Consider the following 24,356-nt stretch of genomic DNA (forward strand, 5'->3'; position numbering starts at 1 on the left):
TTTAGTAGCTGTAGCAAATTTCTATTGAAATTCTTGAAGAGAATTTCACTTACCCAGAATATCGCGGATGACGATTTTTAGCTTCTCGCGCTCCGAGTGGGAAAGGTTCAAAATCTTGTCGAAAAGCTCCTTAACCTGCGGATTCTTTTTAGCCTCTCTGGTATATTGCATCCCTTCATTCAACGCGGCAAGCCTTTCCTCAACACTCCCGGCCTCCATACTCCCTTCGCCGGTCAAGAGCCAGTTCGCGTTGACTTTATGTTTAAACTGGATAGCTAATGCCAGCGGTTTATCAAAGCTACGTTTATCGCTTAAATACTGAGATATTGCGGATTGAGTAATACCTAAGGTTTCCGCAAATTCGGACTGATTAAGTCCCGATTTCTCAATTACGCTTTTTAATCTATTTCCTTGTGGCATAAAAAAATATCACAATGTTATAAAAAATTTGCTTGCAAAATATCACATTGTTATATATGGTCATTTCTGTTGAGGTTTCCTCATCACTCGCTAATTACAAGGATAGCGATAATGTCAAGAAAGAAAAGGAGAAAATGCTTATGTCACCAATAGCTATACGGAGAAAGATCGAGGATTTCTATGGAACTCTAACCAAGTTTTCAGATGAATTCGACCTGAACTATTCTCAGCTTTCGGATACGATCCACAATAGACGACGGGATAAAAAATGCGTATCTGCACTTAACAAAATTGGGATAGTTCTTCCCAGAAGAGACTCAAAACGGGTAGCCGCATGAGAGATATAACAGAACGAGAAGATCTGATCATAACTTCGAGCTGCAATCAATCTCTTAAAGCTCCTAAAAAATCCGCGCTCCCATTGGATGTCAGACAAAACGCAAAGCGGGAATTGATCTATAGATACGAGTCTCTCACCACTTGCGCCGAGAAGGCGGGTTTGAACTATCGGGTTCTAATCGAGACGTTAGGGGGAAGAAGTAACAATCAGAAGATCCTCCAATTTCTTATGAAAGAGGGACTGTATTACCCTGAAATTGACACCTCCCGGAAAAAATCGAGGAAAGTCGCATGACTAAGAATCCTTCTTTACAAGCTTCAGAATCGCTTGGTTTTTGGGCTTCACTTTGGGCAGTTGTAAAAGGCTTTCGAGTCCCCTCTTTGAAAAAATTTCAACAGGATTATTCAACACCATCACAGATAGGGGCAATATCTTCTTTCCTAAATCGCCAAAATACTGATGATTTTCATCAGCTTCAACTAGATTTAGAAAACCGGATATTAAAGTGCAGGCGACAGCTTCTAAATAAACAAGGTCTCCCAAAACCTCGGAAGAGCAAATCCCGCAGTAATTCCCGGGTCGTGAAACAAAGTCTTGCCCGCAGTGAGGGCAACCTACAATGACCGGCCATTTACAGTTTGTACAAAAAAGAATGCCGGGTTCGTTCTCAACCATGGAGAATTCCATGATATGTGAGCATTGCATGTTTGGACATATTGCAAACTTGGAATTTTCCACAGTTCTATATTCACGAAATCAAATTACAAGGCAATCACAAAACAGGAGGTCCGTATGAAGTGCAACCATCCGGAATTGACCCCAAGGGAATACGTGGCAGAACTCATTGAGATGATTGCAGGGGATTATGGGTTCACTAGGCTCGACCGTTTGATGAATCCCAGAATCGAAAAAATTCTCACGAGGCTTGCTATCATGGACCTGTTCATGATGGAAACGGAAAAGGAAAACGAGTTTTGCGAATGGGTAAAACGAAATTTAGCAATCGACAAAAAGGAGAACGCAAATGGCTAACACGAAAAAAGAGGACAGGGTTTCTCACAACTTCGCGGTTATTCACTACAGAACACTCCGTGAAGACGGATTGAATTACAATAGAATATTCGATATTTGCTGGAAGCGGATACCGGAAGCGCTGACCAAAAAACTGAACTGCATAGAGCTTATAGAATATATCAACCTGCATATTTTACCGAAGGTTGTATCCGAACAAAAGGCTCTTCAATCTGCTCCTTCCGCAAGACCCTATTCAAGGGAATCGGCAAGAAAATCCACCCTAGAGGTTTTCGCATGAATTTATTGTCAGCACAGCAACCAGCATTTGGGGAGACAGCTCCCCCGATTTTTTCCAAACGGAGAACAGTCAGAAATTTCTTGAGCGTCAGCATGGGGATGTATTTGGAACCAAAACCCTGCTGCAGAAAAACAGGCGTTACTCGCTACCAGTTCGGTCTTTGCAAAGCTTGTCTTTTGGAGAGATTTAAACCTCTCAGAAAGATCATAGACGAGGTCAGGGGATGAGAATTGTTAATTCAAATTATTATCTTTTGGGGCTTGCTGCACATTTATTTCAAAAAGCTCTCGCACGTTTGAAGCCACAGTCGCCTCAATGGTGTTGGCTACAAGACACGAAGTTCTTCCAGCCTTCATTAATCTCAAACAAAAAAGACGAAAATTGGCAAGCTGGATCAATAGGCTCTTTCGAATATCAAGAGGACCGGTTTTTATGATTTCCCAGCTTCTTTCAATTTTGTATTTGTTTGCATTTTTCATAAACAGATACAAAGCCTGCAATTCATTATCATCAATATCAGTAAAATCATCAGAAGATACCGGAAAATTCAGATCTTCAAGACAATTCTTTTGGAACGCATCAAAGAGCAATCGGAGCGATGAAATTGGCTTTGATACTATAATTATCTTATCCATTTTTCAAATATTCACCACACTCACTCATTCGTCAATTCTCAAACCGGAGGTTATGTAATGTCCCAAAACAGTATACCAGAAGAAGTTCTGAAGAAAATAGAACTAATTCGAAGAAATCTACTTTTGTCACCAATTCCAGCCGAGAAGACACTTGTTATCGCACTTGCTCAAGCGTTTGTCTTTATTGAAAAAAAAGGGCTGAACGATGAGTGGGTTAAATTCAATTCAATCACTCCTGAAAATCCTCCAACTACAGGAGAAAAATCATGAATTCCGACAAAGAGGTTGACGTTCTGTTTTTAAAATCAATCCAAAACGTCAACCTGTCAGGGAAAACTCTCCCCGAAAAACTCAGATTTTTGATGTGGGGAAAACCGCGAAAAACAATTTCGGCGTTATCAAATAAATATTCTCTATCAAAAGAAATATTTTCCAAAGTTATCAAAGGGATCAAAAAATCCAAGCGCATAGAATCGATTTTGCAGGATGAGTGGGGTTTATCTCTATCAGAAATCAGGGAGATTATCCTTGAACATATTCAAAGACTGGAATCAGGAAATCCAATTTCAGACGAGGAGTTGTATGTCTGGCGAAATATTCATACATCCAAGATGAATGGAATGGAGCCGGAATTTGGAATTCAGATGCTAAAGCACTTGGACGGATTAAGTAGCGGAGGAGCCGGAATTATTTTCGCGCCACTCTATTACATACGTAAGCAGAAACGGGATTGGTATTACCGAAACCGCAAGAGGTCTGTCGCATGACGTATCTAAAGGTATTGTATTATTTCCTGAAATATCCGGACAGGTTTTGGCTGGCCATGGATTTGTCCCGAATGAGCGGAATTGAACTTCGCTCGGTTTACCGGGCAATCGGGAAATTGAAAGAGCACCATCTTATATGCGATCATTCCAAGCTGTATTATCTGAATGCGGAAATCATATCTCATCTTTACGGAAAAAAAACAGAGCTTCGGAAAAAACTGGAAAACGGTTCTACGGTCGAAGCATTCAAAATCATCTACAAAAAATACGATTTGGAACTTCTTCTGGCGAAGCACTTTATCGCAGATCCACACGGGGAGTGGACAGCCTCAGAGCTATCTTTACTTTACGGCAGACCGAACTCAACGGTTCAGTCAGCTCTGGAAAAAATGCAAATCTTACAAATCATCAAGGAGGACAGGACAGAACACGAAACCAACAGAACAAACCCGATAAACTATCGTCTCGATGCGATTCTATCGGCTAATCTTTCATCGAAAAAAAACTATTTAATGGAACGAATACAGGAGATGGAAAATGTCTGAAAAAAATGTAAATGTAATATCGCCTTATGAACCGCGAAAAGATTTAGCGATTGATTCGCCGGAAGAGAGGAAATTCCGTGCAGGAGAGCTGATGCTCCGGCTGAAAAACTCGATGACTGAAATGGTTGTGGCTCTCAGGGAAATCCGGGACCGACAGCTATTCAAGGAAATGAATTATGCCAGCTTTCAGGATTTTATCGAGCTTGGATTTCCTCTGAAACCATATCTCGCAGAAAAAATGCTTCTCATTGCCGACAAGTTCGGAACGGGCGATCAGATTCTGGCACTTGCACAAAGCAGCACGGATGAAATGTTTCGTCTCGCAAATCAGGGCATATCTGATAATATCGACGAGGAAGGAATTGTCACTCTCAAAGACGGAACCAAGCAACACATTAAAGAATTGATTTCTGATTTAAAAAAGGAAAACAAACAACTGAAAAACAGACTCACCAAAAAAGAAGAACTCATCCAGAAACAAAGCGAAGAGATTCAAAAATCAAATACGATCATTGAGGAGATTTCGCACAAGACCGGACTGACCGAAGAAGAGATTCAGGCGATAGCGCAGAAGAAAGAAGCTCTTGGAATGATTGACCGAGCGATTGCAGAGGTAACGAAATTTGTCTCTCAGATAAACAGCCATGTCCCAAGACATTTGAATTCGGAAAAGCCGGAAGAAAACACGGAGATTATCGCAAGGATTTCAACTCTCTATGAGGTTCTGAAAATTTCCGAAGCCAACCTGAACAAAACCTGGGAAACGGAGATCTTCGAGTTCAGTCAGAACAAGAGCGTAGCGTGAAACAGAAGGAGACTCGAATGAAAACATTGGATGCATCCGTTATGAATCGTCTTTTTTCGGAATATGAAAATTCTTTTTTGAAAAAAGACAAAAAAGCAAAAGGGATAATTCTGGATGAATTCGAGTCTCTTTTCAACGCAGACAGGGGAGTGTTTTACAGAGCGTGGAAAAAATACTGCAAAGAGAGATCGATTCTGACCGCGTGCAATATTAAGCGAACGAAGAAATCCAGATTATCTCCGGAACGTCAGGCGAAACGCAAAGAAGAACTTCTCAATCTTGCGGCTACCAAGGAGCATTTCAGAGGAACTCCGACCGAAATTACTTCGAAGATTATCAATCCTGAACAATACACGGAAATTGGAGGTTTGTCAACCTCTCAGAAAAATAGACTTCTCCGAGCCGAAGGAATCTCCACACCCATGATGGCTCAGAGAAAACCTTCCACTTCGTGGGTCTGCGAATATTCGAATCAACTCTTTATGGTAGACGCCTCACCGATGGAAGCAATTTTTTTGAATTTCGACAATGAATTGAAATACGATAAGGAAATCAATTTCAAGGACAAGCACGTAAGTGAGATTCTCGTCCAGAAGAAACTCAGGAAAGTGTGGGTTTATTATCTCGTCGATATTTATTCACGAGCGTATCTCGTATATGCGGTTGCAGATTTGCCATCAGGCGAAAATTCAAAGTATCTCGGAGAGAATACAATCGGCTGGCGTAAAGCTTTCACGTATGCGTTCTTGCCGAAAAACTCCCGGATTCCCATGGAAGGCGTCCCTGATGGAGTTTACTCCGATCAGGGTTCTGGTTTAATTTCTAATGACTCAAAAAGTTTTCTGACAACACTCAATCCGGAAATGTGGATTGAAACTCATGTCGCAAAACATCCCTGGGCGAAAGGTCCGGTGGAGTCGAGAATCGGAGCGTGGAAAAGAACGATTGAAAAATTTTTCACGAGAGAGCTTGTAAAGAATTTCGATGATCTTCAACAGAGAATAGAGGATTTTGTTGTCTGGGATAACGAGCGGAAAGGATTTTTTCAGAAATGGATTTCCGGGACGAAAGATCATCCGATAAGGAAAGTCTCACAGAAAAATATCGACGATGCTACAGTCACACTGATAGACAGAATCGTAAACACTTATCAGTGCGTTAGTATCGAAGGAAGAAAATATTATATACCGGATGATGTTCCGGTCGGAGCCAAAGTTGACATCTATCGCAGAGGAGATCAAATTTATGCGCAGCTTCCTGATAATACAATCTCAGTTCTTGATCCGGCAGGACCTGTTTCTCATGGAATCGGATACAAGTCATTAGACGGAAGGGGAATCAAACTTTCCGAGAGACTGCAAAACGTTGAGGAAGTTAAAACAAGAGCCAAGAGCGCCGGAAAAAATCTCACATTCGACAACATCCGTCCGGAATCAACTCCCAATATCGGATTCATCCCTGCAAGAGGAGAAAAAATCGAGACTCACTCGGTTCTTCCCCCTGATAGTTTTGCAACTGCAAAGGATGCTCTGAATTATTTTACCAACGAAACCGGGATCACTCGGGAAGAATCCACAGATATATTTAACGACCTTGAAGGATACTTTAAAGTCTGCGAAAAGAAATTCGGAAAAATTCCGAGCGATTACGTGATAGAGATCGTGAATCACTACGCGAAGCTGACGGGCACGGAAGGCTAAAGTTTACTATGCGAAAAGAACAAACAAAAATACAGGAGCTATAAAATGCAAACAGAGGAAAAATTTATCAAAACAGAAAATGCCGGCAGGATCATGGACGCATCTTCGCAAGCAGTAGAAAAGAACGGATGGCTGGTTGTAATGGGACAACCGGGAACAGGCAAGTCCACCATTTACCAGGAGCTTATCAGGTTCTGGAAGAGCTATCCGAATAAATTTATTTTGATCGAAACGAAATCCTTCAAGCTCGTACAAACCAGGACAAACATTCTCATGAAGAGAATCATCAAGGCAATTAACCCGGATGAGCACGCGCCCGGCGATATTGAAACACGATACGAGAAATTCTCAGGAATTGTCTTATCGATGCGTATAGTAGAAAAAAGAAAGTGATTCTGCTTTTTGATGAGGCTCAGGATTTGAACACAGTTACTTTCCGCGAGCTGAAAAAACTCCATGAACTGAACGGTATGGGAAAGAAAAATCTTTTTTCGATAATCATGTTTGCAAAAAGCACAGTCGGCTTTGAGTCGGTTTTTAACAATCGGGAACTTGGACACAGGATCTGGGTGGAAAGCATGAAGCAGACCAAACCGAAGGAAATATTTCAGATCGCAGAAGAATGCTTTGAGCTAAAATTCAAAGACACGAAGGACGGTAATCAAGCGAAGTCCAAATTCCTGGAAGTGATCGATGGATACCCGGTTACAATAGAACATATTGCAGGGCTACTCTACAGGATTCCCGGCTTTGACGGAAATGTTACCGTGGAAGCAATGCGGAAGTCTTCCTTCCTTAAACATAAAATCGATATGGAATATTACAAGATAACCCAAAGAGAAATCCGGGATTATCTGAAAGCAAAAGGTACACCTGTATCGCTCGGTGCGATTAACAACACTCTCAATGGAGTTAAATCAGACGAACGGGTCGAATCCAGCCTGAGAGAAATAATCGCTCAAAAACAGGAAGCGTTAGGTGAAACCCCTTACATGAGAAAGTCGGCTTAATTTTTAGGCAAAAAAGGAGAGAAAATGGAGCAGAAAATTACAAACGAATCGGAAAAGAAAGAAGCTCTGAAAAGGCTTGTTGACCTCAACGGAGAGTTGAAAAAGAAGAACGGGGATATTTCCAAAATTCAGGAAGAGATTAAAACTTTTGAAAGCCAGATAACGGCTGTTCAGGGAAAAATTGCGGAAGCAAAAAACAGAATTTCTGTTCTGAAAAAGGAAAATCAGGATGAGACAAAAAAATTCCAGAAGGAAGTGGATGAGTTAAAATCTGCGATTGCAGATTACGAAATCTCCACTGCCCTGGATGCGGCGTAAGGAGGTAACGAATGCCAGCAAAAAAGAAAAAAGCAGTTAAGAAAACAGTCCGGAAGACTTTAAGGAGAAAACCCAACAAAGTCCCTCCGGCAAAAATTCACAAAACAACTTCAGGAGGAATAGCAGTGGATATTCCGAATGATATGGAGGCAAAATGAAAAAGAAGACAGACGAAACGTTAGTCGATCTTCCGACCAATGTTTACAAAGATCGCGCTGATCTCACCATGGCTGTTGCGAGCCTCGGAGAGACCAAACGCGAAAGGGACAGAATCAAGAGCGAAACCGACGACCAAATCAGCAAGCTCCAAACAGCCCTCGCAGAACAGTTGAAACCCTTCGACGCAAAAATCCAGCACATTACTGCCGGGATTACTCATTTTGTGGCGAAGCATAAATCGGATTTGTTTTCAGATTCGGAGAGAACCTGCAAACTTACATCCGGTGTTTTGCAACTGCGGACAATTCCTGAAAGCGTCAAAACAAAAACCTCGGCAAAGTTCATCGAAAAAATTCTGACTGAAAACGGACTTTTGGAAAGTTTCAATAAATTTCTCACGAAACTTTCCGGCCTTTTCATAAGAGTCAAACTTGAACTGAACAAGGAACAAATTCTTGCCGATAAGCAAGGTGCAAAGAAAAAAATCGGGATCGAATTTAATAAAGAGTCTGAACGGCTCTACATTAAACCAGGCGAGACCGATGCGGAAATCGAGTCTGAAATGGAAGAGGCCGCATAATGGTTTCTCCAACAGATATAACATTCTTCAACCTGCCCTCCAAAGTGGAGGGCTTTCTTGCTTCCATCGGCCGTAAATACTACCGCGATGTCCGCAAAGAAAGAAACGCCCTGAACGAATTTATGCTACAGAGAGTTCAGCCCAAAGAAGTTTTCGAACTGGTGAAAAAACTGGTCGCTGTCCGAAATCACCAAAACAACCAGAAAGACAAATTCTGGATTGGTGCGACAGAAAACATCTACGGAGCTCTCGCGTATAAAAATCAGATCGAAACCGTTTACGATTCGTTATTCGCTGAAGAAATAAAAAAGGAAGCAGAGAAAGCCGCAAAAAACTGGGAGACTTTTTTAACCTGGGCAAAAAAATCTCTTCCTCCCACGACCGCAAACGAACTCAGCTCGCTTAAAATTAAAACTTTGCTCTTACACGATCTGGATGACAATAACAAGACAATAGTAACAAATGAAATTTTAGTCTATTCCTGCAACGACACCCTATGGCGCTTCATAGAAGCTTATTTTTTCGACTCCGGTTGGAAAGTCGGGAGGGTGGTATGAACAAAATTAAATTTTCTCATACATATATGAAACTTTTCGAATATGACGAAATACCGGTTAAAGAAGCTCAACTTTTAGAAGTTCTAAATATTGAATTAGAAAAACTTTCTGGATATTTCATAACATACGATACTATTTTTTGGGATGAAGGAGAAATGCATCCAGATTTATATCCTTTGCCAGAAAAAGGAGATTATTTGCTATTGATATTTGAAAAAATCTCTGCTCCAAACAGAGATATTTTTACTACACTTCGACGTTATACGCAAGAGAAAGAAAAATATTATAGAGATTCGATTGGAAAAGTTTTCGATGTAGTGATTCAGAAAGGCATCCATGACAAATAACGCATCCATTTTGTCACTGGAAGACAGGGTCAATCTGTACAGACAGGCATTTCCGAAATTTGCAGAACTTCGAATCTTTAACGGGCGAATCGACAGTGGCTGGATTCTCGGAAACGATTACAGAAACACTTCCGGCTACTATGGAGCCTATCCTAACGCTTATCTGAAACGAGTTATGGCAATGTTCCCGGATAAAAACAAAATTCTTCACCTGTTCAGCGGAAAGCTTCCTGCAGGAAATTATGAACGCTTTGATTGCAATGAACTCTCAGGAGCAGAACATATCGGAGACGCTCATCAATTGGAGGAACTTCTCGGAAGTGAACGCTACGATCTGATTCTCGCAGATACTCCATATTCCATTGAAGACGCAGAACATTACGGCACTTCGATGATCAAGCGAAACACAGTCCTTGCCGAATGCCGCAAAATATTGGAACCCGGAGGACATCTGGTCTGGCTCGACCAGGTCTGCCCTCAATACTCAAAGGAAAACTGAAAATGGTGCGCATGGATACCGATTCACATATCCACTAATCGCCGATGCCGTGCAAGCTACTGGTTCGAGAAGGTATAAGATGGATGCAACAAGAAAATTACTTCTGAGACAACGGCTGGATGATCCGGAATATATGGATAAGGCCGTCCATTCAATCGAACAGAATATGGCAGAGGTAGTATCTGATAAAAAATTAACAAGAATCTCAGAAACACTGAGAGCAAAAAGTACTGAAAATGAATTAATCGGAGAGGAACAGAAAATGGAAGAAATGACTTCAGGAATAGAGCAACTTAAGGCAATCCCCCAATTGATAAATGACCTTCGGGAAGAAAATCAAAAACTACCAATACCTCGACGACGGAACCAGATACCCGGATTCAGTGCTATGTTTTCCCAGCGAATGGGAGGCAAACATGCACCCCACTCAAAAGCCTGTTTCACTATTCTGCTTTCTCGTTCAGCTATACTCCAACCCTGGCGACACCATTCTCGACAACTGCATGGGCCATGGAACAACCGGAGTGGCCGCAGTCCAACATCAAAGAAATTTTATCGGCATCGAAAAAGACCCTGAGTATTTCAACCGTGCAAAGGCAAGAATCGAAGCTGAGGAATCTAAAGCTGAAAGGTCGGCAGCGGAGGTAGTATAGAATGATATTGCTTACAAGAAGAGAAGTTATAGAAGCATGGAAAGAAAACAAGTCTAATTGGGATCATTACACTTGCCCATTTTGCAGAAATATTATGACAAAACTTTCTGATAGCGAATATAAATGCACAAACTCTTTTTGTTACGGTGATAACGTTGTAATAAAATTAGATCCTTCATCGGAGGATGTGGAGTGAGTTTAACTCTTCACAAAAGAATATGGGCTTTAAAAAATAAGGCTGGGATAGAAGAAGAAAATTTCCGATTATTTTTACAATCCGTAACTGGAAAATCTTCTACAAAACTTCTTTCAGAACTTGAGCAGAAAAATTTCATCAGAGCAATTTTAAAAATTCATCCTCACCTAAAAAAGAAAGCTAGCAAGTCCGAATTACGAACCCCGGAAAAATATCCTTCGATGGGAAAAAGAGAAGAGAGTCTCGGCTTCTTCGCTTTCATTACTCTGGATCAGCTTAAATATATTCATGATTTAGTTTCTATAATCAACCAGAAACATCTTTACAAATTCACAGAGAACACACTTCCAAAAAGAATGTATGGGAAAGAAGCGAGCAAGTTAAAACGCTGGGAGGCGGTTGCTGTAATTGAAGCTCTTAAAAGGATTTCTCGCAGAGAATTAAAGGAGAAAACTGAAAATAGATGAATCCTTTTTCTGATTATTTCAGCTTTTCAGAACAAAGAAAGACATTAATCGTTTCTTGTTATTCGTCAATATTCTTATAAAAAAACTCTAAAAAGTGCCATTTCCCTTTGATTTTCCCGAATATTTCCGAAATTTCAGTAGCAGATTTAATGCGTTGATTCTATTTCAGTAGTGCGGGGGAGTAAACTCTGTATTGAATGAATTGAATTGCTCAAATAGACCATCGGTAAATAATAATAATTTGTCTCCCGGGAAAAAATTTTCCTCTTTTTCCATATAGATTGAATTATTACGAAGACCGGGTAAATTCCCAGTTTTGGATAGAGTAACTATCTCGCTTTGCTTTATCAATATTTGAGTCGGATGTCCGGCTGACGCATAACGTATCGTGTTATTTATTTTGTCAATATCCACAAGAAAGCACGTAAAAAAATAATTCAGATTTATATATTTGCTTATAAAAATATTATTCATCACATTTAAAAGCATAGAAGGGGAATCAAAATTTTCTTTTAGTGCTTTGTATTCACTGATTATAAGCATTGTAATCATAGCAGCCTGAACTCCATGGCCTGTAGCATCTGCGATCAAAATTCTTATTTTTCCATTCTCCATCTGAGAAATATCAAATAAATCTCCACCTACCACTTCCATCGGAATATACATAGTTTCGATTTGATAAGAGTCAATTTTTTTGATATGAACAGACATTAGTTTGTTTTGAATTCTACTCGCAAAATTCAAATCTTGTCGGATGAGTTTCAGAGAATTTTTTAATTCATTCGTTCTCTCTTCTACAAGTATTTCCAGTTCATTGGAAAGTTTTTCTGACAAATTATAGGCACGTTGATTTTTCACTGCAATTATCACAGCTTGAAAAAGTAGAAAAATTGTTAAACCGAAAGGAGCAATCAGACGATCAAAGCCTCTGATAAACTGCAAATCATACAGAATATCATGGGCTGTACTTCCCAAAACGACCATAATACCGATAAGCATAAATAACCCTGTCTTACTTTTTTTCTCTTTTAATGCGAGAAATACGACTGATAAAATCCAAACAATACTAAAAAATACAATGCCAAAAAAAATATTTCTAATTGTTTGATGAATCAACGAACTAAGCGGGATTACTAAATTTATAACAAAAAGTAAATAGCTCGGATATAAAATAATTTTTTTGTATGTTTGTAGTTTTTTGGGTTCAAACAGTGCTTGAATATATAAAACAAAAACCGCCGCAGTCGAAAAAAGACAAACCTCGAAAGTATATTGAAGAACATAAAAAGCCTTTTTATTATAAAAATACCATTGTAATATATTTTCGTCTATCAAATACCAGAAAGCAGTGATAATACAAAATACGCCAAACCATAAAGAAGGCAAATCTCTTCTTCTTATAAAAAATAAAATCAGATGATACAAACCTATCATTAATAATGAGCCTTGCAATAAACCTACAAATGCAATTCTAATCGAGGTATCTCTTAAAATTGTTTCAGCTTTCCCGAATTTCACAATAGCACCGGGCCCGCCATAATAGTGGTGGTAATTGGAAACTTGAAATGTTACAAACACCGTCTTTTCTGGCTTGAAAAATGCAGCAATAGGTCTTCTTTGGGGCCAACTATTTTCTTTACTCGTGCCAATGACCCCACTCATCTCGCTAACTCCAATTTCTTGTCCTGAAGAATTCCAAACTTTTAATTGATAAGCAGTGCTCGCTCTTTTTACATAAACGGAGTAATAGTCGTAGCTATTCAATAAATTATCCGGAAAGATAATTTTTATTCGGTGAATTCTATTTCCCATTGGAGTATCTTCATTTGATTTTGGTAAACGATTCCAGATATTTGGAAGCACAACGTATTTGCTAAAAGAATTTTCAGGTCGAATGAGAACCTTTGACTCATACTCCCATTCTCCGGCAAGTTCAATAGGGTTTGACCAATCCGTAGAGTATTGGTTTAAATCTAAAACTCCTTTTATTACTGGTAAGTTTTTAGTTGCTAGAATCTCTATGGATAATAAAAATAAGGGAACCCAAATAAAAGAAATTAGCCTCATAAAAAATCTATAACTTGTATAATGTTTCTAAAAGTAAATACAATTATTGTACCACCGGGAAAAACAGAATGTAATCTTTCCCTAAAAACATTTCTCTCGAAACTAATTGCTTCAAGCCAATCATCCAATACCAAATAAAAATTGACTTTTATAAAGCTGTATTTTTTCAATTTCCAAGCAGTCTAAAAAGCACAAAATGAAAAATTATACTCTAAAAACTTGGGAGTTTTTTTCTAACCTTGGGGTCGCAAAGTCACTACCTCCAATTTTTATCAAAAAAATTATTCTTACAAACCAACTTTTAGTTTTAACTTTTTGGATCTCTGTGTTTTGTTTAGTGATTTATATTTCAGTCGGGTGCTTATTTTTCGCAAGTTTATGCCTTGTCCCACTATTCATTTCAATCTTGGGATTATTTTTAAACTTCAAAAAAAGATTCACTGAAAGCCGTTTAGGAACTCTTGTTTTTTTCCTTGGATATCTGTTCCTTCTTTCATCTATTGGAGGGAAGGAGTCCCATTTTCATTTTTTGCTTTTGCCTTTAATTGTATTCAATATACAAATTTTTCAATTAGACGAGAAGTGGAAAATGGTTTTCGGAATTCTACTTTCAATTATTGTATATATCGGGTTAGAAATAACAAAGTATTCTTTACTGATTCATCTTCGTCCCCAACAAGATTTGATTTTTCTTATCCGCCATTTGATGCTTTTTTCTTCAATCTTTATTCTGATATTTGTTCTACTGTCCACAACTCAGGCGAGCACAAGAATTGAGATAGAGCTTATGTCTAATAAAGAATTGCTAAACGAAGTAATAACGGGATCATCCGGAGTTTTCTTTCAGTATGAATTAAAAAAAGACGGTAAAAGAGTTTTAAATTTTATAAGCGAAAAAATCTTTCAGCTAATGGAAATTACCCCGAATGAAGTTCAAAAAGATCTACACTCAATTTACAAAATAGTCTTACCGGAATTTAAAGAAAATGTCAAAAAAGAATTTTTACATTCTTTTAAAAATTTTTGTAATAGCGAACTGGAATTTAAAATACAAACTAAAAGTGGGAATGTAAAATGGATCGAGGTCAAAGCCAATATCCAAAAAAGTACAATCAAAGATGGTCGTGTACTATGGAATGGATCATTCCACGATATTACGCAAAGAAAAATCAGTGAGGATATTTTCCACGTAACTACAAATGAACTTATCAACTTTAAAAGAGCAGTGGATGAGCACTGCTTGGTTTCTATAACCGATGTAAACGGAAAAATTTTATACGTAAACTCAAGACTTTGCCAAATATCCGAATACACGGAACAAGACCTAATTGGAAAAAGCCATAGTGTAGTAAATTCCTACTATCACCCAAAAGAATTTTGGAAAGAAATGTGGGATACGATTAAAGGTAAAAATATTTGGAGGGGTGTAATTAGAAATAAAACTAAAACCGGAAAATTCTACTGGGTAAATGCTACAATTTTCCCCTTACTCGATCAAAACGATAAACCCTATAGATTTGTAGCAATTAGAACAGATATAACAAATTTGAAAAAAAGTGAAGAAAAACAAAAAGAATTAAACACCTCAGTGAATCTAATCAATGAGAAACTACTTTCAGCTTTAGAAAAAGCAGATGAGGCAAATAGAGCAAAAAATTTATTTGTTTCTTCTGTTTCTCACGAACTTAGAACTCCACTAAATGCAATCATTGGTTTTTCTGAGCTTTTAAAAAATGATAAAAAAGATATAGAAAGCCAAAAAAAATATATTGAGCTAACTAACCAAAGTGCAAAACATTTACTAGGACTTATCAATGAGATACTCGAATTTTCAAGCATAGAAGCAAAAAAATTTGAAATAGTAAAAGAAGAAATAGACTTGTCAAAGTTACTTTCAGAGATTTCAGAAAGTTTTCTTTTGCAAACGAAAGAAAAAAACTTACAATTTATTTCATCTTTTGCTGAAAGTATTCCAGAATTTTTAATTGGAGACACAAAGAGACTCAAACAAGTTTTTATTAACCTACTTGGGAATGCGGTCAAATTTACTCATTTCGGAAAAATTGAATTCATAGCAGAAGATAAAAATCAAAACGTACAAAATAGAGATTTAGTTATTTTGAAATTTATCGTAAAAGATACAGGGATGGGAATTTCCAAAGAAGGACTTAAGAAAATTTTTGAGCCATTTCATAGAGAAACAATTAATCGAATTGAAGGAACAGGTTTAGGTCTTTCTCTCTCTAAAAAAATTGTAAATGCGTTTGGCTCTGAGCTACACGTTGAAAGCGAAATTGGTAAAGGTTCTAACTTTTGGTTTGAGCTTTCTTTACCAATAGTTCACAAAAAAGACTCAAACCTCCAAGCAATTGTAAAAGAACAAAAAAACTATTCTGGAAATCTCGCCTTAATTGTGGACGATGTAGAATTAAATCGAATTCTGTTAAATGAAGTTTTAACTGGTATAGGCTTTCAAACAGATGAAGCATCGAATGGGAAAGAGGCTTTGGAAATTTTAAAAACCAAAAGACCAGATATAATTTTAATGGACGTAGTAATGCCTGTTCTTGATGGAATTGAAACTATTAAAATACTAAAAAATAATCCTGACTTAAAAACAATTCCTACTATTGCAGTAACCGCATCCGGTTTCGAGGGGAAAAGAGAAGAATTAATATCTTACGGCTTCGATGAATACCTATTAAAACCGATGAAGCTTGCAGACCTATTTCAAAAATTAGAAAACCTATTGTAAAAAAGTAATAAACAAAAAAACTCTAATCCTTAGGTAAAATTTTTAATAAGCCTTCTTCCAAAGTCTCGTAATCAGTATCTTGCTTTTTGTCTTGCAAGTACAAGTCTAATTTCTTTAGACCAAATTGGCCAAATTCATTTTTTAGCCATTTTTTAATTTGTGAAATAGTTTCTTTCTCGTGGGATTTTCTTGGTCGTATTTCTTTTATAAAATTTAGTAAATTCTCTATTCCGGCTTTTTTTGTTGCGCTTGTTAAAAATATTTTCGGAATCTTTTTTTCTCCATAAATATCTTTTAAAAAATCTAAAGAGTGCTCTAAGGTGTACAAACTCGATTTTGCAAGCTCGTCTTCATCACACTTATTTATAATAAATGCATCTGGAACTTCCATAATCCCACTTTTCATAAACTGGATCTGATCCCCCCCAAGTGGTTGCAGTATTAAAAAAGAAAAATCAGAAATATTAGAAACCTCAATTTCGTTTTGACCTATCCCTACAGTTTCAATAATCACATAATCATAAAAAAACTTAAGTAGCCTAACTACGTGGTAAGTGTATGGGTTTATCCCACCCATATCTAACTCACTTGGTTGTGAACGAAAAAATATTCTATTTTCTCTTGCAGGGATTGCAACTCGAATCCTGTCTCCAAGAATAGAGCCTCCACTGATATGGCTCGAAGGATCAATGGCAACTATCGCAACTTTTTTATTTGGAAGATTTTTCAGAAACTCTTCACATAACGCACCGATTAAAGATGACTTTCCCGCACCCGGTGTCCCGGTAAATCCAATTGTAATAGAATTTTTGTCATTTAAACCTACCAGAGATAGCTTAGAAAAAATGTATTTTCTATATTCAAAAGAATCTTTTCTTTCGAGAATACTGATAAGCCTCGCTATAGAAAACTTGCTTCCTTCTTTTGCTTCTCCAATCAGAGAAAAAATTTCTTGAAAATCTTCAGAGTCTAAAGTCACTTAACTTTAAATAATCAAATCTACGATCTTATTCATTATCTGCATAAGATCAAAATCTTTTGGAGTAAAAATTTCTTTTATGCCGTCCTTTCTCAAAGAATCAAAATCAGACTCTGGGATAATCCCTCCCATCACTACAGGGATTTTTCCTTCTGCTTTATAATGCCTCAACTCATCAATAATTTGTTTTGCAATCTCTTTATGAGATCCGGAAAGAATAGACAGCCCAATCACATCGGCATTTTCTTCTACTGCGCTTTGAACAATTTCTTCGGGCGTTAGGCGAATTCCTGAATAAATCACGTCAAACCCTGCGTGCTTTGCAGATATCGCTATCATCTCTGCACCATTGGAGTGACCATCGAGCCCTGGCTTTCCTACTACAATCTTTGGTCTATGTCCCTTAGTCTTTTGGAAATTAGAAACTTTTTCTCTGACCATTTCTACATTTGTATTTTCAAGACTCAATCTTTGACCCTCCACACCTGTAGGAGGTTGGTACACTCCGAATACTTTTCTAAGTACATCTGCCCACTCTCCTGTAGTAATCCTTGCCTTAGCACACTCAATAGATGCTTCCATCATGTTTTTATTTTCTCTTGCAGACTTTTCTAGATTATCCAAAGCCTCTTTTGCTTTTTTTTCGTCTCTTTCCGTTTTAGTTTTTTTTAGTAAGTTTAAAGTAATTTCAGCAGAAGCAGAGTCCACTTTAAAAATCCCACCATCAGAATCTGTGACTAAGGGTGAGGGGATTCCATCATTCCATTTATTTTTTCCGACTATGATTTGCTCACCGGCATTGATCTTGGACAATCTATCTGATTGAGATTTTACAAGACCTGATTTCATGTAACCTTTTTCAACTGCCTTGACCGCTCCACCCATTTCTAAAATCTTTTCTATTTCTTTGTAGGCTTCTTCTTTTAGGGACTTTACCTTGCTTTCAATAACTTTCGAGCCTTCAAAAATATCCGGGTATTCCAATAGATCGGTTTCGTAAGCCATAACTTGTTGGAGTCTTAAAGACCACTGTTGATCCCAAGGGCGTGGAAGCGATAGGGCTTCATTCCATGCGGGTAGTTGCAAAGCCCGACAACGAGAATCTCTGCTTAAAGTTACTCCCAGAGTTTCGAGTAAAATTCTCCATGCGTTATTCTCCGGCTGCTCTTCCGTTAATCCAAGTGAATTTACCTGAACACCATATCTGAAAATTCTAAACTTTGGGTTTTTTACTTTGTACCTGTCTCTTGTAATCTCATCCCACATTTCTCTAAACGCACGCATCTTGCACATTTCTTCTACAAACTTAATTCCTGCGTTTACAAAAAAAGAAATCCTACCCACACACCTTTCAAACTCTTCATCTGTAAAGCATCCCCTTTCTTTTATAGCATCTAAAATAGCAATAGCATTCGCCAAAGCAAAAGCCAATTCTTGAACAGGGCTTGCACCTGCTTCTTGAAGATGGTAAGAACAAATATTAGAAGGATTCCACTTGGGAATATTTTTCAGGCAATACTCATACATATCTACGATGATTCTAATAGACTCATTCGGTGGGAAAATATACGTCCCTCTTGCAAGGTACTCTTTGATTATATCGTTTTGGGTAGTTCCTTCTAATTTTTCCAATGGGGTTCCTGTTTCTTCTGCAAGTGCAATATACAATGACAATAACCACATAGATGTGCCATTGATGGTCATAGAAGTGTTCATCTCTCCAAGCGGAATACCCTCAAATAAAATACGAAAATCATCAATAGAGTTGATTGGAACTCCAACTTTTCCTATTTCCGGCTTGGAAATAGGGTGATCCGAGCTGTAACCACACTGAGTTGGCAAATCAAAGGCAATGGATAAGCCAGTTTGACCCTTGGCTAAGTTTTTTCTATATAACTCGTTTGAGGCTTTTGCGTTAGTATGCCCTGCATAAGTTCTAAATATCCAAGGCTTGTCTCTTACCTCATCGTTTTTATCGTTGTATATTTTGTGTGCCTGATTTTTTTCCATTTTTTGTCCTTTCAAAAGCAAAGATTAAAAACTTAACAGATAATTTCATCTAAATTTTTACTTTTGCTCTATAAATGCCGATTTTATAATAGAGACCAAACAAAAACTTGGAACATAATTTATGAAAGCCTTGTTTTTTTTGGGGTAGTTAAAAAAATCAGCCGGTAAGCGCTAAAATTAAAATGAATTTAGAAAGAAATACAAGAGAAAATCCTTTCAAAATTTTATCTTCCATACTGGCTTTATCCGTTATTGTTTTTATTTTTTTTACGTTAAAAGGAGATCCAAGTAACCCTGAAACATTTCAACACCTTTCTAATTTAAAGTCTGTTACCGAAGAAGGGTCTTTATTTTCTGCAACTGAACCAATCCCAATTTATACTCTATCTATAGTAAAAAAAATATTCAGAGCAAATTACATTCCTATTTTTCGTACCATTTCAGTTTTTTTCTTTGCAATCTTTCTACACCTTTCTATGAAATTATTCGTCAAGGATAAATGGAACTTAAATCATTATATCATACTTTATCTCGTTGCATTTTTGCCTTATATCAATTCTATTCCAGAAAAATATTTTGGAGAGTTAGTCTCTGCAATTGTTTTGATTTCAATTTTTCTAACTTTTAAAATGGAATCTATTCTTGATATCATTTTATTTGTACTTCTTACCCTCTTAGCTTTTTTCTCCAACTTTATGACTTTTCTTTTTGGATATTCCGGTTTTGTAATCAAAGCCTCAATCCTCGGAGCAAGAAGAACAAAGGTTACTGTATTCTATAAAAGAAAAAATATACCTAAATTAATTCTACTCGTTTATCTATCATTGTTTTTTTTAATATTGCTCACTCTCGGGGTGTTCGATTTTTTTGGAAAACATTCCTTTCATTTTATATTCCATTCATTTTTAGATCACTTACTTAGTTTTGGTATTTCACTTGGCATTGTATATGTCGGTCAATTTTTACTAAAGTCCGAAAAAGAATTAAACTCACCTGTAAGCACAGGAATACTCATAATTCTAATCGCAGTTTCAGGGATATACAACTTCAAAAAAGAAGGCTTCAATTTAAGTGAGTTGAACTTGCAAAAAAATGAAATCCATTCTCTAAAAATGAGAGGGGTTATTTCAAAAGCTGACCAAGTTTACTCAGACAAATTTCTTGCCGACTTCGCCTACTTTTATTCTAAGGAAAAATTAAAATACCACAACCTTGAAGAAATGAAAGCAAATGATTTCCTTGTTGTCAATGGGATATGGACAAGCGACAGAAACCAGATAGGAAAACTTTTTCATTCCAATAAACCTTTGTTTTATCCTTTAAGCTCTACCTCTGTTCTAATGAGAAAAGAGCTCATAGAAAAAATTCTACAATCAAAAGAAGAGCTTCCATTCAAAGGAAAATTACAAAAAGTTTTAAACGAGTTTGAAAAACGAACTCCCTTTGATAATTTTAAATTTTCACTCTATTCTATTTTTAATACAAAGTAGAAAAACACAATCTATGAAAGTGCCCGACAATCTGCTAAATTTCAAGAAATTCAGAAAATTATCACAAGCACAATCTTACGGCGATGCGTTAGGTGCAAATGGAAAGCAATTTGATGTAAAATACTGGAGTGAAATCTATGGTAGTGGGGAAGATGTTGACGGAACTTTCAATGCAAAAGAGCACGCTCTCTATCTAAAATCCATTCTCAAATTATTTGATATTCCTGTAAGATCATTGGCTGACTTTGGTTTCGGGAAAGGTTTCTTACTGCAAAGAATGATTCAAGCCTTCCAACCCGGAAGAGTATTTGCATTAGACACATCTAAGGAAATGGTAGAAAGATTAAAAAATTCTAAATGGATTCACACTACAAATATTGCGGTAAATTGCGGCACGATTCAATCCATAAACACTGAAATTATGAAATACGCTCCTTATGACCTAGGGATTTTTAACTCTGTTTTACAATACATCAAAAATGAAGATATAGAAATTGTTTTAGAAAAAATTTCCAAGATAACAAAATACCTGTATTTTAGCGTGCCAACAAAAAACGACTACACCCGAATGAAAAAAGAAATCTATTTTGAGGATCCTTACGCTTTCGCAAGAACAAAAAATTTCTATATGAAAAAAATTTCTAAATTCTTCACTATTGTTTCATACAACTTACTTGAAAGCAAAGTCAATATCTCAGACAGCAATTTCAACGATGAGATATTTCGATTTTAAATTTCAAAATTCTTTAATTTTCCAAGTCTGAACTTTTTTTGAATTTTTTCATTTGCTTCTTTTAATTTAGATTTATCCAAAACTACTTCTACGCCATTCTCTAACTCTATCTTGATTAAATTATTTTCAGAATTCTGAATCATTTTCTCCATAGAAATTAAATCTCTTGGCTTTTGTTCGTTGACACTTACAACGATCTTCATAGTCGTATAGTGATACCCATTATTGGAATCATCAGGCAGTACTTGGGTTAATAAAATAATTTTCCCTGATTTTTCATTTTTGTGAATCCTATGATAATCATACAAATACAATAATTTTTTATCAATTCTTGATCTCCAATTATTTCCCCATTCTTGCAAAAGAAATTCAGACAACTCAAGAAAGATAAATCCATTTTGAATCGTATATAAAGGTTTTTTTCCTTGCGAATTGGAATAGGGAATCTGAACAGAATTGTAAGGAAAAGGCTTTAATGGCAATGACACAATAAGCTCTTTTTTATCTCTGAGTATTTTTACGGGGATAGACCTTCCAAGTCGATTTCCAAATTCTTCACCTGTGTGAGCTATAAACGACAAAGACTGCTTCCCATAAAAAGGATGCTCAAAAAATCCTTTGGAATCAATTTTGAATTCTCCAAACTCCAAGATCACATCATTTATCTTTAAATTATTCCAAGCACCAGAGTAGGGGAATAGTTCTGCAACAAGAACACCGGATTTTTCTTTCTTCAATCCAAAATATTCTCTTGTTGCGTTATCAACTATCGGACGAAAACGAAACCCTTTAAAAGGAAATATTGTTTTTTGTGCTAAATTTTTCCCGCGAAGAAATTGACGCACCACAAGACCCGGTATTCCTTTCCCACTATTCTTACTCCCCGAAAACTCAGATACAATCCCAATAATTTTACTGTTGTGAATAATCAGCTCACCACTTCCGTCTAACTTCTCATTAGAATTAATTTCAAGTTGAGGTAGCTCTGTATTTCCCATGGAGTATGGTTCTATATCCATCCCTAGTATTTGTCCTCTTGCAGCTTGTATCACTCCCGAATTGTCCAACTGGCAAAATGTAGCCGAAACGTTCAAGGAAGAAATATTCTCAAAATCTATCGGCTTCAAATCATTAAAAAAATCTTTATCTTCTACTTCCAGCAAAGTCAAGTTAGACTCGTAGTCTATTTTTACGGGCTTTGCCTTAAAATAACTATAAGAAGAATATTTCTTCACTTCGATTAAAGTATAGTCAGAGATATAATTTGTAAGAACAATGATTTGTCCTTTTCCTATTACAGTACCTATAGCCCCTATAGTCTTGGGAGGCTTAGGTTGCCAAGGAGCCAAAAAATTATTTCTTTGGTAAGTCACTTTCACTTGAACGACACTTCTTTTTAAATTGTCCCGAAACGAGTCAGCGACTAAAGTATTAGAAATAGTAAAAACAAAAATAAATAGAATTTTATAAATCATAGCTTAATCTTCCAAATTATATACTTTACGAATCTGCGTATTTGCTTCTTCGACTTCTTTCTTGTTCAAAATAAGAGGAGTCTCAATATCTCTAAACTGAATTCTGATAAATTTATCGGTTGTAGATTGACATATATTTTTTAAATCAGAAATATTTTTAATGAGTTTCCCGTTTACAGATTCTACGATCATATTCACAAAATAATCGGATGAACTATTAATCGGATGAGATAATTTTCTGTAGAGGACTACATCGCTTTCTACATCTCTATTCATATCGTCGTCTAAAAAATAAAAAAATCTATAGTGTAGTTGACTTCCTCCTTGCGTGTCTCCATTTTTGCTCCAAGCACTCAAAAGATTTCGAGATACATTTTGAAATACAAGTCCCCCCAGAACAAAATAATCAACAGAGTCCTCGTATGAATTTCTCATAAAATCAAAATCCACCATACGTTTTGCAGGGAAGCGAACGTTATGCTCCTTCCCATCTCTGAAAAACTTAAAAGAAATCATTTCACCGGAATGTTTATTGTCCACTACCTCAACAAAATCCACTCTGGAATCATGGTCCAACATTACAGTTCCATTATTGCCTATGGGCAGTTTATCAATTTCCAAAAGAAAGTCTCCCTTCTTTAGAAAATTTTCTGCGCTACCCCCTTTGAAAACTTTTGTAACAAACACTCCGGTATAATTATCAGGTATTTTTTTATAAGCTCTAAGCGCACTACTGTAAGAATTAATTGTTCTCACTCCAAGCTCTACATACCCGTCATACTTCCCGTCTTTCACATCTTCTAAAAAATATTTTATTACTGTAGTAGGAATTAAATAACCGATATTTTCTCCCTTAGACGCAACTTGAAAAGCCACACCAACCACTTTATTGTCTTGAATCGCAGGACCTCCAGAATTTCCGGGATTTATCGCAGCATCCACTTGAATAACTAAATGGCTGTCAATCTCAGAATGGGAGTAGGTGGACTGATCTTTTCTGGATACGATCCCCCGACTGACAGAAATTTTATCACCTCCCATGGGATAACCAACCACAATGATAGGCGAGTTAAGCTCAGGGATAGGACCGAATTCAAAAATATGCTCGTCTTCATAAAATTTAGAATCCTTTGCTTGAAGAATTGCGAGATCACAATCATGCCCGATATACTTCACATCTACCTCATACCATTCTGTCTGATTGTACCTTTGCACTTGGATAAATTTCCCGTTAGACACAACGTGTGCGTTTGTAAGAATTTGATTATTCCCGATTAAAAACCCCGTCCCTGTGCTTCCCTTGGGAGGCTCTCTTAGCCATGGAGAGTAAAAGTCCAATCCTTGAGAATATACCCTGATTTGAACTACCCCTTTACGGATTTCTTCAAAATCTGACTTAGTTTGCGTAAAAATATTACCCGAAAAAAATACTTGTATAAAAACGAATATCCAAAAATGCGATACAAACCGATATTCTCTATGAAATAAATTATTAAAATTCAATTTATTCTCCTGTAAATTCAAAGATATTTTTGAC

At 36.9% G+C, this 24,356-nt stretch carries 29 protein-coding genes and 1 pseudogene; 22 read left to right on the forward strand and 8 right to left on the reverse strand.

The features are described from left to right. Positions 1-45: 45 nt before the first annotated feature. Positions 46-420 carry a helix-turn-helix transcriptional regulator gene (locus HS129_15170; protein MBE7413376.1) on the reverse strand — a complete coding sequence of 125 codons (375 nt, stop codon included), beginning with the start codon at positions 418-420 and terminating at the stop codon, positions 46-48. A gap of 140 nt (positions 421-560) precedes the next feature. On the opposite strand from HS129_15170, the gene HS129_15175 reads away from it, so the two are divergent. Then, positions 561-758 carry a hypothetical protein gene (locus HS129_15175; GenBank protein ID MBE7413377.1) on the forward strand — a complete coding sequence of 66 codons (198 nt, stop codon included), beginning with the start codon at positions 561-563 and terminating at the stop codon, positions 756-758. A 296-nt stretch (positions 759-1,054) separates the two neighbouring features. Here HS129_15175 and HS129_15180 read toward each other — a convergent pair whose 3' ends face one another. After that, complete coding sequence (locus HS129_15180) at positions 1,055-1,435, reverse strand: hypothetical protein (protein MBE7413378.1); 381 nt, start codon at positions 1,433-1,435, stop codon at positions 1,055-1,057. 117 nt (positions 1,436-1,552) lie between these two features. On the opposite strand from HS129_15180, the gene HS129_15185 reads away from it, so the two are divergent. Continuing rightward, positions 1,553-1,792: a hypothetical protein gene (locus HS129_15185; protein ID MBE7413379.1), complete on the forward strand. Its 240-nt coding sequence runs from the start codon at positions 1,553-1,555 to the stop codon at positions 1,790-1,792. Continuing rightward, entirely contained in the window at positions 1,785-2,072 is a 288-nt protein-coding gene (locus HS129_15190) for a hypothetical protein (protein ID MBE7413380.1), read from the forward strand. The genes HS129_15185 and HS129_15190 overlap by 8 nt, the downstream gene beginning before the upstream one ends. 233 nt (positions 2,073-2,305) lie before the next feature. Here the strand turns inward: HS129_15190 and HS129_15195 are convergent, their stop codons facing one another. After that, positions 2,306-2,707, reverse strand: coding sequence for a hypothetical protein (locus HS129_15195; GenBank protein ID MBE7413381.1), 402 nt, complete (start codon positions 2,705-2,707; stop codon positions 2,306-2,308). Between the two features lie 57 nt (positions 2,708-2,764). Between HS129_15195 and HS129_15200 the strand changes: the two genes are divergently transcribed. The 16 genes and pseudogenes from HS129_15200 (at position 2,765) to HS129_15275 (ending at position 11,310) form a co-directional block, all read left to right on the forward strand. After that, positions 2,765-2,977, forward strand: coding sequence for a hypothetical protein (locus HS129_15200; GenBank protein ID MBE7413382.1), 213 nt, complete (start codon positions 2,765-2,767; stop codon positions 2,975-2,977). Next, positions 2,974-3,474, forward strand: coding sequence for a hypothetical protein (locus HS129_15205; protein MBE7413383.1), 501 nt, complete (start codon positions 2,974-2,976; stop codon positions 3,472-3,474). The genes HS129_15200 and HS129_15205 overlap by 4 nt, the downstream gene beginning before the upstream one ends. Next, the gene (locus HS129_15210) at positions 3,471-4,019 is read left to right on the forward strand and encodes a hypothetical protein (protein ID MBE7413384.1); all 549 of its coding nucleotides are present in this window, start codon (positions 3,471-3,473) and stop codon (positions 4,017-4,019) included. Before HS129_15205 ends, HS129_15210 begins: the two co-directional genes overlap by 4 nt. Next, positions 4,012-4,824: a hypothetical protein gene (locus HS129_15215; GenBank protein ID MBE7413385.1), complete on the forward strand. Its 813-nt coding sequence runs from the start codon at positions 4,012-4,014 to the stop codon at positions 4,822-4,824. The genes HS129_15210 and HS129_15215 overlap by 8 nt, the downstream gene beginning before the upstream one ends. A gap of 17 nt (positions 4,825-4,841) precedes the next feature. Further along, positions 4,842-6,524, forward strand: coding sequence for a hypothetical protein (locus HS129_15220; GenBank protein MBE7413386.1), 1,683 nt, complete (start codon positions 4,842-4,844; stop codon positions 6,522-6,524). A 45-nt stretch (positions 6,525-6,569) separates the two neighbouring features. Continuing rightward, entirely contained in the window at positions 6,570-6,917 is a 348-nt protein-coding gene (locus tag HS129_15225; protein MBE7413387.1) for a hypothetical protein, read from the forward strand. A 185-nt stretch (positions 6,918-7,102) separates the two neighbouring features. Next, positions 7,103-7,534, forward strand: a complete 432-nt coding sequence (locus tag HS129_15230) for a hypothetical protein (protein MBE7413388.1) — start codon at positions 7,103-7,105, stop codon at positions 7,532-7,534. A 24-nt stretch (positions 7,535-7,558) separates the two neighbouring features. Then, positions 7,559-7,852, forward strand: coding sequence for a hypothetical protein (locus HS129_15235; GenBank protein MBE7413389.1), 294 nt, complete (start codon positions 7,559-7,561; stop codon positions 7,850-7,852). A gap of 11 nt (positions 7,853-7,863) precedes the next feature. After that, positions 7,864-8,010 carry a hypothetical protein gene (locus tag HS129_15240; GenBank protein MBE7413390.1) on the forward strand — a complete coding sequence of 49 codons (147 nt, stop codon included), beginning with the start codon at positions 7,864-7,866 and terminating at the stop codon, positions 8,008-8,010. Next, entirely contained in the window at positions 8,007-8,591 is a 585-nt protein-coding gene (locus HS129_15245; GenBank protein MBE7413391.1) for a host-nuclease inhibitor Gam family protein, read from the forward strand. The genes HS129_15240 and HS129_15245 overlap by 4 nt, the downstream gene beginning before the upstream one ends. Beyond that, positions 8,591-9,148: a hypothetical protein gene (locus HS129_15250; GenBank protein MBE7413392.1), complete on the forward strand. Its 558-nt coding sequence runs from the start codon at positions 8,591-8,593 to the stop codon at positions 9,146-9,148. Before HS129_15245 ends, HS129_15250 begins: the two co-directional genes overlap by 1 nt. Then, positions 9,145-9,495 carry a hypothetical protein gene (locus HS129_15255; protein MBE7413393.1) on the forward strand — a complete coding sequence of 117 codons (351 nt, stop codon included), beginning with the start codon at positions 9,145-9,147 and terminating at the stop codon, positions 9,493-9,495. The genes HS129_15250 and HS129_15255 overlap by 4 nt, the downstream gene beginning before the upstream one ends. Further along, a pseudogene (locus HS129_15260) lies at positions 9,485-10,072 on the forward strand (hypothetical protein). The gene HS129_15255 and the pseudogene HS129_15260 overlap by 11 nt, the downstream one beginning before the upstream one ends. A gap of 239 nt (positions 10,073-10,311) precedes the next feature. After that, positions 10,312-10,647 (forward strand): site-specific DNA-methyltransferase, encoded by a 336-nt coding sequence (locus HS129_15265; GenBank protein MBE7413394.1) that lies wholly within the window; start codon positions 10,312-10,314, stop codon positions 10,645-10,647. Between the two features lies 1 nt (position 10,648). Further along, on the forward strand, positions 10,649-10,843 hold the full coding sequence (locus HS129_15270) for a hypothetical protein (GenBank protein MBE7413395.1): 195 nt from the start codon (positions 10,649-10,651) through the stop codon (positions 10,841-10,843). Next, positions 10,840-11,310, forward strand: a complete 471-nt coding sequence (locus HS129_15275; GenBank protein MBE7413396.1) for a DUF1018 domain-containing protein — start codon at positions 10,840-10,842, stop codon at positions 11,308-11,310. The genes HS129_15270 and HS129_15275 overlap by 4 nt, the downstream gene beginning before the upstream one ends. A gap of 165 nt (positions 11,311-11,475) precedes the next feature. Here the strand turns inward: HS129_15275 and HS129_15280 are convergent, their stop codons facing one another. Then, positions 11,476-13,377, reverse strand: a complete 1,902-nt coding sequence (locus tag HS129_15280) for a SpoIIE family protein phosphatase (GenBank protein ID MBE7413397.1) — start codon at positions 13,375-13,377, stop codon at positions 11,476-11,478. Positions 13,378-13,573: 196 nt separating this feature from the next. On the opposite strand from HS129_15280, the gene HS129_15285 reads away from it, so the two are divergent. Then, positions 13,574-16,132: a response regulator gene (locus HS129_15285; protein ID MBE7413398.1), complete on the forward strand. Its 2,559-nt coding sequence runs from the start codon at positions 13,574-13,576 to the stop codon at positions 16,130-16,132. 22 nt (positions 16,133-16,154) lie between these two features. Here the strand turns inward: HS129_15285 and HS129_15290 are convergent, their stop codons facing one another. Together HS129_15290 and HS129_15295 are read right to left on the reverse strand one after the other, a co-directional pair. Continuing rightward, entirely contained in the window at positions 16,155-17,111 is a 957-nt protein-coding gene (locus HS129_15290; protein ID MBE7413399.1) for a protein kinase, read from the reverse strand. Between the two features lie 6 nt (positions 17,112-17,117). Continuing rightward, on the reverse strand, positions 17,118-19,121 hold the full coding sequence (locus tag HS129_15295; protein ID MBE7413400.1) for a protein meaA: 2,004 nt from the start codon (positions 19,119-19,121) through the stop codon (positions 17,118-17,120). A gap of 182 nt (positions 19,122-19,303) precedes the next feature. Between HS129_15295 and HS129_15300 the strand changes: the two genes are divergently transcribed. Then, positions 19,304-20,611 carry a hypothetical protein gene (locus tag HS129_15300; protein ID MBE7413401.1) on the forward strand — a complete coding sequence of 436 codons (1,308 nt, stop codon included), beginning with the start codon at positions 19,304-19,306 and terminating at the stop codon, positions 20,609-20,611. A gap of 13 nt (positions 20,612-20,624) precedes the next feature. Beyond that, a complete protein-coding gene (locus tag HS129_15305; GenBank protein ID MBE7413402.1) occupies positions 20,625-21,344 on the forward strand; it encodes a class I SAM-dependent methyltransferase in 720 nt (239 codons plus the stop codon). Here HS129_15305 and HS129_15310 read toward each other — a convergent pair. Further along, the gene (locus HS129_15310; GenBank protein ID MBE7413403.1) at positions 21,341-22,819 is read right to left on the reverse strand and encodes a serine protease; all 1,479 of its coding nucleotides are present in this window, start codon (positions 22,817-22,819) and stop codon (positions 21,341-21,343) included. The two genes, HS129_15305 and HS129_15310, sit on opposite strands and share 4 nt — an antisense overlap. A 3-nt stretch (positions 22,820-22,822) precedes the next feature. Further along, the gene (locus tag HS129_15315) at positions 22,823-24,322 is read right to left on the reverse strand and encodes a trypsin-like peptidase domain-containing protein (protein MBE7413404.1); all 1,500 of its coding nucleotides are present in this window, start codon (positions 24,320-24,322) and stop codon (positions 22,823-22,825) included. Between the last annotated feature and the right edge of the window lie 34 nt (positions 24,323-24,356).

This window comes from Leptospiraceae bacterium (assembly GCA_015075105.1).
Lineage (GTDB): Bacteria > Spirochaetota > Leptospiria > Leptospirales > Leptospiraceae > JABWCC01.

Excerpts from the sequence above, each read along its gene's own strand:
- HS129_15170 (MBE7413376.1), bottom strand. The coding sequence starts at position 420 with ATGCCACAAGGAAATAGATTAAAAAGCGTAATTGAGAAATCGGGACTT.
- HS129_15175 (MBE7413377.1), top strand. The coding sequence starts at position 561 with ATGTCACCAATAGCTATACGGAGAAAGATCGAGGATTTCTATGGAACT.
- HS129_15180 (MBE7413378.1), bottom strand. The coding sequence starts at position 1,435 with ATGGTTGAGAACGAACCCGGCATTCTTTTTTGTACAAACTGTAAATGG.
- HS129_15185 (MBE7413379.1), top strand. The coding sequence starts at position 1,553 with ATGAAGTGCAACCATCCGGAATTGACCCCAAGGGAATACGTGGCAGAA.
- HS129_15190 (MBE7413380.1), top strand. The coding sequence starts at position 1,785 with ATGGCTAACACGAAAAAAGAGGACAGGGTTTCTCACAACTTCGCGGTT.
- HS129_15195 (MBE7413381.1), bottom strand. The coding sequence starts at position 2,707 with ATGGATAAGATAATTATAGTATCAAAGCCAATTTCATCGCTCCGATTG.
- HS129_15200 (MBE7413382.1), top strand. The coding sequence starts at position 2,765 with ATGTCCCAAAACAGTATACCAGAAGAAGTTCTGAAGAAAATAGAACTA.
- HS129_15205 (MBE7413383.1), top strand. The coding sequence starts at position 2,974 with ATGAATTCCGACAAAGAGGTTGACGTTCTGTTTTTAAAATCAATCCAA.
- HS129_15210 (MBE7413384.1), top strand. The coding sequence starts at position 3,471 with ATGACGTATCTAAAGGTATTGTATTATTTCCTGAAATATCCGGACAGG.
- HS129_15215 (MBE7413385.1), top strand. The coding sequence starts at position 4,012 with ATGTCTGAAAAAAATGTAAATGTAATATCGCCTTATGAACCGCGAAAA.
- HS129_15220 (MBE7413386.1), top strand. The coding sequence starts at position 4,842 with ATGAAAACATTGGATGCATCCGTTATGAATCGTCTTTTTTCGGAATAT.
- HS129_15225 (MBE7413387.1), top strand. The coding sequence starts at position 6,570 with ATGCAAACAGAGGAAAAATTTATCAAAACAGAAAATGCCGGCAGGATC.
- HS129_15230 (MBE7413388.1), top strand. The coding sequence starts at position 7,103 with ATGAAGCAGACCAAACCGAAGGAAATATTTCAGATCGCAGAAGAATGC.
- HS129_15235 (MBE7413389.1), top strand. The coding sequence starts at position 7,559 with ATGGAGCAGAAAATTACAAACGAATCGGAAAAGAAAGAAGCTCTGAAA.
- HS129_15240 (MBE7413390.1), top strand. The coding sequence starts at position 7,864 with ATGCCAGCAAAAAAGAAAAAAGCAGTTAAGAAAACAGTCCGGAAGACT.
- HS129_15245 (MBE7413391.1), top strand. The coding sequence starts at position 8,007 with ATGAAAAAGAAGACAGACGAAACGTTAGTCGATCTTCCGACCAATGTT.
- HS129_15250 (MBE7413392.1), top strand. The coding sequence starts at position 8,591 with ATGGTTTCTCCAACAGATATAACATTCTTCAACCTGCCCTCCAAAGTG.
- HS129_15255 (MBE7413393.1), top strand. The coding sequence starts at position 9,145 with ATGAACAAAATTAAATTTTCTCATACATATATGAAACTTTTCGAATAT.
- HS129_15265 (MBE7413394.1), top strand. The coding sequence starts at position 10,312 with ATGACCTTCGGGAAGAAAATCAAAAACTACCAATACCTCGACGACGGA.
- HS129_15270 (MBE7413395.1), top strand. The coding sequence starts at position 10,649 with ATGATATTGCTTACAAGAAGAGAAGTTATAGAAGCATGGAAAGAAAAC.
- HS129_15280 (MBE7413397.1), bottom strand. The coding sequence starts at position 13,377 with ATGAGGCTAATTTCTTTTATTTGGGTTCCCTTATTTTTATTATCCATA.
- HS129_15285 (MBE7413398.1), top strand. The coding sequence starts at position 13,574 with ATGAAAAATTATACTCTAAAAACTTGGGAGTTTTTTTCTAACCTTGGG.
- HS129_15295 (MBE7413400.1), bottom strand. The coding sequence starts at position 19,121 with ATGGAAAAAAATCAGGCACACAAAATATACAACGATAAAAACGATGAG.
- HS129_15300 (MBE7413401.1), top strand. The coding sequence starts at position 19,304 with ATGAATTTAGAAAGAAATACAAGAGAAAATCCTTTCAAAATTTTATCT.
- HS129_15305 (MBE7413402.1), top strand. The coding sequence starts at position 20,625 with ATGAAAGTGCCCGACAATCTGCTAAATTTCAAGAAATTCAGAAAATTA.
- HS129_15310 (MBE7413403.1), bottom strand. The coding sequence starts at position 22,819 with ATGATTTATAAAATTCTATTTATTTTTGTTTTTACTATTTCTAATACT.